This window comes from Psychromonas sp. SR45-3, assembly GCF_014163575.1.
GTDB lineage: Bacteria > Pseudomonadota > Gammaproteobacteria > Enterobacterales > Psychromonadaceae > Psychromonas > Psychromonas arctica.
This window is the reverse complement of record NZ_JACJDP010000005.1, coordinates 69,718-82,129: the sequence shown is the minus strand read 5'-3', so window position 1 is coordinate 82,129 and position 12,412 is coordinate 69,718. Positions and strand designations below refer to the sequence as shown.

The following is a 12,412-nucleotide window of genomic DNA, read 5'->3' as shown; positions in this document are numbered from 1 at the left end:
CTCTAAATCTCACAAAATTGAGTATTAAAGATGAAGTAAATAAAGATTAATAAAGTAAAGAAGAACGCATTAAATAATGGATCAATGTTACCCATTTTAAAAAGGTTAATTGATCACTGAATGTTACATTTGTGCTTGGCCTGAGTGTCATTACTTAGTGGTGCCACTAAAAAGTGAATTTTAGTGGTGCCACTTAATTCTGCCATTTAATGGTAAGTAGCAACTTTGCCTGGTGGGTATTACATCTAACTTATTGTATCAAAGATAGAAATAATTTTTGAGTAAACTGAGCCCCATTACAAATTTAGAATGACAGAAAGCTTTTCGCTTGGAATTTAGTCATCGACACAATACAGCTTATTAGGTCGATGACTGAATGGAAGCGATCATAAATATTAGTAGCTTGTAAAGGATAATAAATATGATCCTGTTGTAATTAATATAAATTACAATTAATTAAACGTTACCTAACCATATGTCTGCATTGATTTTCGGTGCTTTTTTACGTTTTTTCTTGCCTGTACCTGCGGGTTTAGCCTTAGGTTTTTCAGCGCTAGAAAATACATTGTCGATGTATTCAGTTGTTTCAAAGCCTGCAACTTGCTCTCTATCCAAGTGCAGTTTGTTCTTTTTATCGATGACATTAAAATGATGGTAATCGTCATGGTCAATAATCGATAACGCTAATCCAACTTCTCCTGCTCGACCACTTCGACCAATACGATGCATATAATCAGATGGACTTCTTGGTAAATCAAAATTAATCACTACTGGCAATTTTTCAATGTCTAAACCACGTGCTGCGATATCAGTTGCAATTAACACTTGAATTTCACCAGCTTTAAAAGCTTCTAGTACACGTGTCCGTGCACCTTGTCCTTTGTCTCCATGAAATACCTCTGCCTTGATACCTCGCTTAGCAAGTTTGTCCGCCAAGTGATTACATGCATTCTTAGCATTAACAAAAATCAAAGATTGCTGCCATTGATGTTGTTTAATTAAATGGGCTAATAATGCTGTTTTTTGCCCCTTATCAACAGTGAATACACGTTGCACCAGTGTACTGGCATCGGCGCTTTGTAACTGTATTTCTACCGGATTGTTCAATAACGTTTTAGTCAACGAGGTGACTTGCTCCGGGAAGGTTGCAGAAAACAGTAAGGTTTGTTTGGTTTTTGGAAGTAGATCTAATAATTTTTTTAGTTCTTCAGTAAAGCCTAAACTTAACATGCGGTCTGCTTCATCAAGAATTAAACATTGTACATTATCAAGTTTAACCGCATTGCTTGAAATCAAATCCAGTAGTCTACCTGGTGTAGCAACAAGAATGTCTGTACCACCTCTTAATGCAAGCATTTGTGTATTGGCAGAGACGCCACCAAAAACAGCAACCGTTTTAATTGCCCCGTTAAAATGCACGGCATAAGATTTAATACTATCTGCAACCTGTTTTGCAAGTTCACGTGTTGGCACTAAAATGAGCCCAGTAACATCGTTACTTCGTACTTGGTTAGTACTTTTAGACATTTTTTTATAAGCAGGCAATTGTTGTTGATGTTGTAACTCATTAATCTTTTGTAATAATGGCAATGCAAATGCCGCCGTTTTACCAGATCCGGTATTGGCTCCTGCAATTAAATCCTGTCCATCTAATATGCTTGGAATTACTTGCGCTTGGATAGGTGTAGGGTGCTGATAATGCAACTCTGTTAAGCGTCCTAACAAAGGTGAAATAAGACCAAGTTGAAGAAAGTTGGTTGCAGTATTGATTGATGTGATTGGGGTTGTATCATTGCTCATTAATATAAAAGACTCGTTGCTAAATAATAACCTTCTATTTTAACGTATTTAGTACGTTAGTAGTGAATTAAATAGAATAAAAATAATCCCTTTGCAAATTGCTTTAAACGCTTAGTCAATAGATCACCAGCTAGCGAGGAGTCGGTGTACTGATTTTTTTGGGGTTTTACAAAGTAACTGTATTTGTTGAAAAGTTAAATCAAATAAATTGTATCTTTCACCTATGTTATTAAGCATCGCTAACCAAAGGTGGCTAGTCATTTGAGCATCGTATAGCGCGCGATGAAAGTCGCCAGTATTCGCTATATTAGCAAAGCGGGTTAATTCGCCAAGTTTATGGCTCGGTGCTTCTTGAAAAATACGACGAGATAATAAGAGGGAGCAACCTACTTCACCTAAATGTTTTCGGTTAACTCGCGTCAATTCTGACGATAAAAAACGTTTATCAAAAGAAGCGTTATGTGCAATCAAATTATCATCTTCGATATAATCAGAAAACTCTGCCATCACTTGGCGACATGGTGCTGCTTGAGACAACATCTTGTTAGTGATGCCAGTGTATTGTTCAATAAATGAATTAACAGAAAAACCTGGGTTCATTAATGCTTGGAATTGATCTTTAACTTCACCATTCACGAGGCGAACCGCACCAATCTCAATGGCCCTATCGCCTTCATTTGGCGATAACCCTGTTGTTTCGAAGTCAAAGATAACCACAGTATCTGCTCGCATATCTAAAAACCTTCCTTTTACTGTATAAATAGAAATTTGGGATCGACTTATTGATATATGGCGCTTTCCCAAATTATAAAGAAGATTAAGTTAACATAAAGCACATACTTAGTATAAATCCATAACAATTAGCAGCCGATAGTTTGAGTATTCAATAATGGGTTTATAGTTTTTGTGCGGTCATAACAGATGAAGAATCGAGCTATGACCAAGAATATTGGGAATGTTTCTTGGTCATAAATCTTTAAATTGAAATTTAAGTCTTGATTTAACGTGACACGTGGCTCAATGCCAACTTTAATGCCTGTTCTCTTGAAGTACAGTGATTATCACTATCTATTAATGACAATACATTTAATTTTTGTAGACGTTTACGCGTATCAAGATGAGGGCATAGTAATAGCACTTCACAATACGCATCTAAGGCATCTTTAATCGCATTTTCTAAAGCTAAACCTACCGTTACATCAATCATTGGTACATCACTTAAATCTAGAATCATAACTTGATAGTCGCTGATACTCGTGTGTTGACGTGATATTGCTTTTGAAACACTAAAAATCATCGGTCCTGATAAATAGAAAAACAAAACTTTACCATTTGCTCTTTCTAAAATAGCACGTTCATTATCGGTCAACGGTAAGTCGTTATCTGCGTCGCTGATTGCTTTTACTTGACGCGCTTGCGCTCGGCTTAGCTGTTCTATGATGATGATATTTGAAATAAATACACCTAAACCAACTGCCACAATTAAGTCGACAAAGACAGTCAAAAACATAACCCCGTACATTATCGCCATACTCTGAAGGCTTACTTTGTGCGCTCGTTGAATAAAGCTCCAGTCTAAAATATTGAATCCTACATAAACGGCAATACCTGCTAAAACAGCCATTGGAATGGGTTCTGTTAATCCCCCTGCAACTAACACGACAAGTGCTAAAACCAATGCTCTTACAATTCCTGAAAGGGGGGATTGTGCGCCAACTTGTATATTGGTTACTGTGCCCATGGTTGCACCTGCGCCAGGTAATGCACCAAATAAACCGGAAATGACATTAGCGATACCTTGACCTCGCAGTTCTTTATCTGAATCATGTTCTTTACGGGTTAATGAATCTCCTATGACTGCAGTTAATAATGTATCAATACAGCCCAGTGTACCTAGCACTAAAGCGTCAATAACCATGGCCGTTAACATTTCGCTGTTGAAGTTAGGAATGATTAATGAAGGTAATCCCGCAGGTATCTCTCCAATGCGGCGAATGCTGTCGGTATCGAACAGAAATACAGATAAAAGCGTAACTGCAATTAGGGCAACTAGTTGAGCTGGCACAAACTTGCGATATTGTTTGGGGAAGAAAAATAAAACCGCTAAGGTCAGTACACCTAGAAGCAGTTCGTTATAACTAATATTAGCGAATATAGTCGGGAGTGCAGTTATTGTACCTAGTACTCCACCAGGTGGTGCTGAGTGACCTAATAGAGGAGATAATTGTAAAATAATTAAAATAACACCGATACCAGACATAAAACCAGAGATCACACTATAAGGCATTAATGTCACATATTTTCCTAGCTTTAATGTGCCCAGTAATATTTGAAAAATACCCGCCATGATCACCACAGTAAAAGACATTGCTAATCCAGTTTCTGGATATTTAGCCATCATACTGGTCAAAATAGCGGTCATGATAACGGTCATTGGTCCCGTTGGTTCCGATATTAGTGTATTTGAACCTCCAAATAGGGCGGCAAAAAAACCGACCATGATAGCGCCCCACAATCCAGCTTCTGCGCCGGCTCCTGATGCGACCCCAAAAGCTAATGCTAATGGTAGTGAGATAATTGCAGTAGTGACACCACCAAAAATATCGCCTTTTAAATTAAGGTCTTGAAACCGATTAATCAACAAAATTTATATCCTTGTAGTCAATGATCAAAGTAGACTAATAAGTCAGTCTTAATCTTTTAATTATTTATGTTAGCCCGAGTTAATGTTAATTATGTCAAATTTCATAAATAGACTAAAATTGATATTATCTAATGTTAATATAGATTATTGTCTATGCAATTTTTTCTCTGACACTCAACTCGCTTTACTTCATCTTTTATTAATAGGAACTTGCAATGCGTTCACGTATTCATGCTCATGTTGGCACCATGAGGCAATTAGAAATTCTGCTTGCAGTACACGATCAAGGTAGTATTAATGAGGCTGCTAAATCGCTATTTTTAACGCAGCCAACGGTCTCTATTCAAATGAAGAAACTCAGTGACGCCATTAGAGGTCCTTTATATCAATTTGTAAATCGTAAGTTAGTTTTTACGGATATAGGTTTAGAGTTAGTAAAGACATCTGTGGAAGTATTAGATAGTTTTGCTCGGCTTGATGTGGCTTTAGGTAGCTTACGAAAATTTAAACCTAGTACGTTACGATTAGCCGTAGTCACAACCTCTAAATATTTTATTCCTCATTTATTGGGGCCGTTTTGCGAAGAATTTCCTGACGTTGAGATTCAACTAAATATTGGTAATCGTGAAAAAACGATTGAGAGGATGAAGCAAGGGGTAGATGATTTCTATGTATTTAGCCATCCACCACAGGATATTGAAGCACAAAGCTTAGAGTTTTTAGATAACCCTTTAGTTGCTATTGCACATGAAGATCACCCATTAGGAAAACAAAAATCGATTAATTTAGCAGACCTGTGCGAGCAACCATTTTTAATGCGAGAGAAAGGCTCTGGTACTCGCTATGCTATTGAAGCTTTGTTTAAAAAGCATAACTTACAGCCCAAAGTGAAAATGACGATTGAAAGTAATGAGGCAATTAAACATGCTGTTATGTCTAAATTAGGGATCACTATTATATCTGCTCATACCTTAACTTACGGCGGACAAAGTGGTTTAGTTCGTTTACCTGTTAAAGAGCTACCAATAGACTCTCATTGGTTTTTTCTCTGGTTGTCAGCAAAACGACCGACTTTAATTGCGTCTGCTTTTTTAAAGCATATTAAAACAAATGGGCGAGAATTATTACAAAATGAACTTGATAAAAATGCAGTTAACTAAGCACTATAGCGCCTTGCTTATCCAGAGTTAAAGTTGTGATTATGATATAAAGTAATAGTTAGAGGTTGTTATTTCATCTAAACAGAGAAAAAGGGCTCAAATTGTAAAGTTTTACATATGTATTGCTTTATGTGCATATTCAAACTAAAAGCAATGACAATCATAAAAGGAATATCCTATTTCCTGATCTATACTTGGATCTGATAGATTAGCTCCTATCTAACTAAAAAGTCTCTGATATAGGCTATGTGTCATGATTGGTATAACAATACACATCATCCACCTATTAATTAGTGCACTTCTGAGTAACCTTTTTTACTAAGTTACTAAGTTACTAATATCAAATTACTGATATTGGTTTATTAAAAAATTGATTTTAAAGTCGATTAACTCTACAAAAGAATAATCTTAAAGATACAGTTAAGATGAAATTACGGTGTTTTTAATCGAGTATTATTCAATACACATATTTATCGCTTGCTTGAATGATTAAGTAATATCTAACAAGGAATGTTTTAATATGACACGAATAAGTAATAGTGGCGACAGTTCTGATTCAGATAGATCTAACCACAACGCCTCAGATAATGATGATTCAAAAAAACGCCTTGAAGATAGCTTACAAGATATTGCGGGGTATCTTGATGCTGTCTTTAATAATATGGGCGATCCTATTTTTGTTAAAGATGAATCATGCCGATTATTATTAGTTAATGATGCTTTTTGTAACATGTTTAATTTACCCAGGGAACAAATTATAGGGAAAACATTAGCAGAAAGAGTTCCTTGCAATGAGCGAGAACATTTTTTATCGATGGACAAGCAAGTACTGGAAAATGGTCAAGAGATATTAAGTGAAGAAACATTAACTACTGGGGGCTGCCTAACTAAAACAATCCTTACTCGAAAAAGTCGATTTGTAGATTCTAAAGGTAATTATTTTTTAGTGGGAGTGATCCACGACATCAGTGAACGCAAACAAATCGAAGAGCATCTCAAACTCGCGGCCAGTGTTTTTTCTCATTCAGGAGAGGAGATATGCATAACCGATCACAATGCCAAAATCATAGAAGTTAATAACGCTTTTACACGGATAACAGGGTTTAGCCGAAAAGAAGTGTTTGGCCAACATTTAAGTTTTCTACAGTCAGAAACACATTCGTCGGAATCCGATAAAGAAATGTGGGGTATATTGCACAATGAAGGCGCTTGGCATGGTGAAGTGTGGCAACGACGTAAAAATGGGGAAACCTATATACTAATGAAAACTATTAGTGCAATTTATGACGATAACGGCGTCACTACACATTACGTTTCTTTGGGTAATGATATTACGCCAATAAAAAACCAACAAGACCAGCTAGAGCATATTGCACATTACGATATGTTGACCAATTTACCCAATCGTTCATTATTGGCAGATCGATTAACGCAAGCTATGTTGCAATGTCATCGTCATAAGCAATCATTGGCCGTCACCTTTATTGATTTAGATGGTTTCAAAGCAGTTAATGACGCTTACGGACATGATGTTGGTGATCAGTTGTTGATCGCATTGTCGCTTAGAATGAAGCAAGCGTTACGTGAGGGAGACAGTTTAGCACGTATCGGCGGTGATGAATTTGTTGCAGTATTAGCTGATTTGGCACAAACAGAAGATTGTAAAGTTATTCTAGACAGATTACTTCTAGCTTCATCTGAAGCAGTTACTATTAATGATGTAATTTTTAAAGTATCGGCAAGTATTGGTGTAACTATATACCCACAGGATAATGTAGATGCCGATCAATTAATGCGCCATGCGGATCAAGCGATGTATGTAGCAAAAGGGGCGGGAAAAAATTGCTATCACTTATTTGATACAACACAAGACGATGCAGTAAAAGTACAAAGGGAAAGCTTAGAAGCGATCAGGGTTGCCTTAGATAAGCAACAATTTGTATTGCATTATCAACCTAAGGTTAACATGCGTAGTGGCAAGGTAACTGGCGTAGAAGCTCTTATCCGTTGGCAACATCCTACTCGTGGCTTACTCAATCCCATGGAGTTTTTACCTATAATTGAAAACAACCCCATGAGCATAGAAATGGGCGAGTGGGTTATTGACAATGCACTATCACAAATTAGTGAATGGCAAAAAAGGGGGCTGAATTTACCGATTAGTACCAGTGTTAATATTGCTGCAGTGCAATTACAGCAATCTGTGTTTACCAAAAGATTAGCTGAGTTATTAGCGCGACACTCCGATGTCGATCCTAGTTATTTAGAACTTGAAGTGTTAGAAACGAGTGCAATGGATGATGTAATACATGTTTCTAAAATAATGAATGCGTGTATTAAGCTAGGTGTTAATTTTGCTTTAGATGACTTTGGCACAGGCTACTCTTCTTTAACTTATTTGAGACGATTACCGGTCAAATTGATCAAGATAGATCAAAGTTTTATTCGAGATATGCTTGATGATCCCGATGACTTAGCGATTGTAGAAGGGGTGATTGCTTTAGCAAAATCTTTTAAACGAGAAGTGATTGCCGAAGGCGTTGAATCCATCGCACATGGTACTGCATTACTGAAATTGGGTTGTGAACTTGCACAAGGTTATGGCATAGCCAAGCCGATGCCCGCCAGCGAAATTCCTAAGTGGGTAAATCAATGGAAACCTGACACTGCCTGGAAGATTAAGTAATACTCGTGTTATTAAGTACGTAATCAAATATTTGGCTATATATTGAATCAATTTAGAGTGCAGATTTTTTCAGTTAGTTGCCAGTTGGCTATTAATTTTGCAAAGTCTTTACGCAAACATGATCCACTTTAAGTAATATAATCGCATTGCTATTAAGTGGTGTCACTAATGGTGATAATTGTAGGGGCGAATAGGTAGTAGAGATGTGTTGTTCATTTCATGATTATTTAATAGTCATTTCATCGCTGCTTAAATACATTGACCTTCTTTAAAGCGAACCAGCAATTATGAATGAGTAAAAACGAGGTTGTTACCACCTTTATCCTAAAAAATCATTGCATATAAAAAAGCCAGGCTTAAAAAACCTGGCTTTGACAAATAAACACACCACTAAGATTAATCTTTGTGTAGGTGAACATCCATTTGTGGGAAAGGAATATTTAATCCTTGTTTAGGGAATGTTTTGTATATGTTTTCATTCATATCAAAGAATACTCCCCAATAATCAGCAGCGTTAACCCATGCGCGAACCGTAAAGTTTACTGAGCTGTCTGCTAACTCTGCAACAGCAATAACGACAGGAGTATCTTGTAAGATACGAGTATCTGCATCGCAAAGAGCTTTAATTGCAGCGCGAGCAACATCAAGGTCATCTCCATAAGCAACACCAACAGTCCAATCTACGCGGCGTTTTGCTTCAGTTGAAAAGTTAACCATTGAACCAGAAGATAATGCAGCGTTAGGTAGAATGATTGTTTTGTTATCAGGTGTTTTTAAAATAGTATTAAAAATTTGGATTTCATTAACTGTACCAATATGGCCTTGTGCATTAATAACTTGGCCAACTTTAAATGGTTTGAAGATTAATAACATCACACCACCAGCAAAATTTTGTAATGTACCTGAAAGTGCCATACCAACAGCTAAGCCAGCAGCCGCTAAAATAGCAACAAAAGATGTCATTTCAATACTTAGCATACCTAATACAGATATAACTAACATAACCTTAAGTAATGTACCCACTATACTGCATAGGAAAGGTTTTAGAGATACATCCATATTGCTTTTATCTAGGATTTTACTGAAAGCGTTGATCAAAACTTTGATCAACCAGCTACCAATAATCCATACAACAATTGCACCGATTAATTTGGGACCGTATTCAAGCGCCATTGTTTGCGCCATAGTCATTACTTCTTCTGCCGTCATAATTTTATTCCTTTAGTTTTAAAATTGTATTTATTACTCGGTTTAACTATACAAAGTTTAAATTTGCAATAATTATACCCGTACCAGTCCTTTGATTAATATTTGACCATTAAACAAGCATCGATATTTTACATTAAATTTGTAGCGGATTAATACCGAAAGTTTATATTTAATTAAGAAATGAGGGAAATTGCACTTTAATAGGAATTAAAGGCACTTAGGAAAGCTATATTGCTAAAGGCGCTATATACAAGATTACAGTTGTTATTACAGTCTCTTTTTACTTTTTTATTTGACAATAAAATGAGGCTCGGTTTATTTTTATTGCTTAATTTGAGACTGTAATAAAAACGCTTTAACTGCTTTTGTAGACTGGTTTTTAATTAAGCCTAGATTCACATAATAAGGTATGTTACTTAGTCATTTTTTAAATGTCTCGTGTTCATACCTTAATTGTTAATTTAAACAACAAGCCTTGCTCAATACCCTGTAAAAATTTTTTAGTGTAAGTTATCCGTTAACCATTGATTGTTTTAACCGTCTTAGTTTTATTCTGTGATTGTAGAAAAAGACAGGTAATAATGAGTACTATGCCAAACCATCCAATTAAAGAAATAGATTCTCCCACAATGAGAACAGCCAACACTGCCGCCACAACGGGTTCAAACAATGTTAACAGCGTTGCCTTGCTAGCATGAACGTAACGCAAACCAAATCCAAAGGCTAGATACCCTATAAACATAGGTATAACGGCCATATAGCAAACCACTATAATATTCGTCATGTTTGAAAATAAATGCTCGCCGGTAAATAACAAAGAAGGAAGTAATATTAAGGCACTAAGCGCAAATAAACTGCCCATTGCAGATTCAGATTGAACCCCTTTTTCAATCATGGATCTGGCTACCCAAGAATATACAGCATAGGTAACCCCAGCGAGAATCCCGAGTATAATGCCTATCATTTTAATTGAATTAGCGTCATCTTGTAGAGAGCCCATATTCTCAGAATAGGTTAGTAAAATGATGCCTATTAAACCAATGACGACACTTAAAAGCCAACGATTATCTAGAGTCGATTTTTTGCTAAAAAGACGTTCAAGTAGAGCCGTTGCAAAAGGAGCGGAACCAATAGATACAACGGTGCCGATAGCCACACCCGCAAATTGCATCGAACTATAAAATGCAAGCGGGTACGTCGCGACAGCGAGTGCACCAATTATTAACTCTTTTTTTAGGTGAACTAATTTCCCCGCATCACTAATCAACTTCTTTCTCGCCATGGTCGCAAGTAATACTCCACCTATACCCATAGCAAAAGCGCCTATAGCTAAAGCACTCAATTGCGAAAAACTAGCGACGGTACCTGTTGTCCCCCATAATGTCGCTGCGAATAAAATAGCTGTTTGGCCTCTGATTCGATCATTGCTTGAAAGTCGTAATTTTGAAATTGTATTTACTGGCATTTTATAACTCGATCGTTGATGGCATAGATAGAAAGGCCATTATAAATACAACAAAAATATTTACTTTGCATAAAAGACGCATTACTTGGTTAAAAGGGCGTACTTTCAATAGTTGGTCCGTTAATGAGCCAGGAAAATTGTTAGCGTAAAAATCGACGCGGAGATAGTCCAAAATAGAGTGAAAATCGACGGCTAAACGCTGATAGGTCATTATAGCCCACTTGTTCTGCAATTATTTGGATAGGTAAATCAGTATGTGTGAGCAGTGCCTTCGCTTTTTGCATTCTTTTCTCAGTAATATATTTATGAGCGCTGATACCTAAGTTATCTTTAAACAACTTCTTAAATTGCGTCGGGCTCAGATAAGCTATTTGTGCAAGTGTCGAAATGGATAAATTATCTGCAATATTATCATTAATGAAAGCTTGCACTACTCGTATTCGCTGTTGTACTTGCTGAGTGAGGGGGTGCTTGCATAGGAGGATATAAAAAAGCTGAAATATACCCTCTTCGATTGATTGATCAACCTGATATTCCAATTGGCTCTCTACAAAATGTAAGTAATTTCGTAAAGGTGGTGTAGTTGTAAAAACAACTTGTTCAGATTTCAGCAAACTACTGGGTAACGTCTGTAAATCTGCAACAATAAAACGAGCTGCTTCATTCGCACTAAAATGATGTTGTTTACCTGCTTTAATAACTGCACATTCACCTACAGAGACTTTTCCGTTATAACCGTCAAGTTCTATATTAATCGTACCTTGTATTGGTAGCACTAATTGATGATAAGGATGAAAGTGACTTTCTGGTTGTTTTGTATAGGCGCGAATGCTTAAGCTATTTTTCATAGGTAACCAATGTGTTGTTTATTAATTGAGCCAGTTGATTAATTAAATCAATTAAACAGGCTCTATATATTGGCATTGTTTTTATATTGTAACGTCAATTTTTGATACCTATGTTGAATCATTTAAGTCCAAAATGAGAGATCAAACAATGCATGATAGGTAATATTTTTGTTATGTTATTGTAATACAAAAAGTGTCTTTATCAGTAAACCTTGTGAACACAATATTGAACTATGGGCCACGGTTAATTTGATAAAGTCGTTTTTGTTGACTTCAATAATATATTACCTTTTAAGTTTAGATGTTCGACAGATTATTTATACATGGAAGTATATTTGAAGTGTTTTTATCTAGTTGCAATAAATAATGTTCAGATAAATGCTTGGCATTTATTAAGCATTCAAATTAAGAAAACTTAAGCCAAAGCAATTAATCATGTTCAATCAGCAGATAGCAAATTAATTGATAACCTAGTGGCATACCTTTTTATATGAAAGATTAGCTAAGTGAGTTCTGTATCTAATAGTCATTCGCTTAAAGTGATAAATCTTAATTTTGCCTCATATGAAAGTGTTATGACTTGGTCAATTATTTTAAGCC

Annotated in this window: 8 protein-coding genes; 2 read left to right on the top strand and 6 right to left on the bottom strand. The window is 36.1% G+C overall.

Going from position 1 to position 12,412, the window contains the following annotated elements; translation table 11 throughout:
* Positions 1-456: 456 nt before the first annotated feature.
* The 3 genes from H5084_RS04695 to H5084_RS04685 all read right to left on the bottom strand — a co-directional run bounded on the left by H5084_RS04695 (position 457) and on the right by H5084_RS04685 (position 4,444).
* Positions 457-1,800, bottom strand: coding sequence for a DEAD/DEAH box helicase (locus H5084_RS04695; RefSeq protein ID WP_220485894.1), 1,344 nt, complete (start codon positions 1,798-1,800; stop codon positions 457-459).
* Between the two features lie 123 nt (positions 1,801-1,923).
* Positions 1,924-2,532: a PolC-type DNA polymerase III gene (locus H5084_RS04690; RefSeq protein ID WP_028868451.1), complete on the bottom strand. Its 609-nt coding sequence runs from the start codon at positions 2,530-2,532 to the stop codon at positions 1,924-1,926.
* A 268-nt stretch (positions 2,533-2,800) separates the two neighbouring features.
* Complete coding sequence (locus tag H5084_RS04685) at positions 2,801-4,444, bottom strand: SulP family inorganic anion transporter (RefSeq protein WP_028868450.1); 1,644 nt, start codon at positions 4,442-4,444, stop codon at positions 2,801-2,803.
* 215 nt (positions 4,445-4,659) lie between these two features.
* Here H5084_RS04685 and H5084_RS04680 point away from each other — a divergent pair, with 215 nt between their 5' ends.
* Positions 4,660-5,604, top strand: a complete 945-nt coding sequence (locus H5084_RS04680; protein ID WP_182689680.1) for a LysR family transcriptional regulator — start codon at positions 4,660-4,662, stop codon at positions 5,602-5,604.
* A 520-nt stretch (positions 5,605-6,124) separates the two neighbouring features.
* On the top strand, positions 6,125-8,290 hold the full coding sequence (locus H5084_RS04675) for an EAL domain-containing protein (protein ID WP_182689679.1): 2,166 nt from the start codon (positions 6,125-6,127) through the stop codon (positions 8,288-8,290).
* 396 nt (positions 8,291-8,686) lie between these two features.
* On the opposite strand, the gene H5084_RS04670 is transcribed toward H5084_RS04675, so the two are convergent.
* The 3 genes from H5084_RS04670 to H5084_RS04660 form a co-directional block, all read right to left on the bottom strand.
* The gene (locus tag H5084_RS04670; RefSeq protein ID WP_051369097.1) at positions 8,687-9,499 is read right to left on the bottom strand and encodes a mechanosensitive ion channel family protein; all 813 of its coding nucleotides are present in this window, start codon (positions 9,497-9,499) and stop codon (positions 8,687-8,689) included.
* A 517-nt stretch (positions 9,500-10,016) separates the two neighbouring features.
* Positions 10,017-10,964, bottom strand: coding sequence for a DMT family transporter (locus tag H5084_RS04665; RefSeq protein WP_182689678.1), 948 nt, complete (start codon positions 10,962-10,964; stop codon positions 10,017-10,019).
* Between the two features lie 140 nt (positions 10,965-11,104).
* On the bottom strand, positions 11,105-11,812 hold the full coding sequence (locus tag H5084_RS04660; protein WP_182689677.1) for an AraC family transcriptional regulator: 708 nt from the start codon (positions 11,810-11,812) through the stop codon (positions 11,105-11,107).
* Positions 11,813-12,412: the final 600 nt, after the last annotated feature.

Excerpts from the sequence above, each read along its gene's own strand:
- H5084_RS04695 (WP_220485894.1), bottom strand. The coding sequence starts at position 1,800 with ATGAGCAATGATACAACCCCAATCACATCAATCAATACTGCAACCAAC.
- H5084_RS04690 (WP_028868451.1), bottom strand. The coding sequence starts at position 2,532 with ATGCGAGCAGATACTGTGGTTATCTTTGACTTCGAAACAACAGGGTTA.
- H5084_RS04680 (WP_182689680.1), top strand. The coding sequence starts at position 4,660 with ATGCGTTCACGTATTCATGCTCATGTTGGCACCATGAGGCAATTAGAA.
- H5084_RS04675 (WP_182689679.1), top strand. The coding sequence starts at position 6,125 with ATGACACGAATAAGTAATAGTGGCGACAGTTCTGATTCAGATAGATCT.
- H5084_RS04670 (WP_051369097.1), bottom strand. The coding sequence starts at position 9,499 with ATGACGGCAGAAGAAGTAATGACTATGGCGCAAACAATGGCGCTTGAA.
- H5084_RS04665 (WP_182689678.1), bottom strand. The coding sequence starts at position 10,964 with ATGCCAGTAAATACAATTTCAAAATTACGACTTTCAAGCAATGATCGA.
- H5084_RS04660 (WP_182689677.1), bottom strand. The coding sequence starts at position 11,812 with ATGAAAAATAGCTTAAGCATTCGCGCCTATACAAAACAACCAGAAAGT.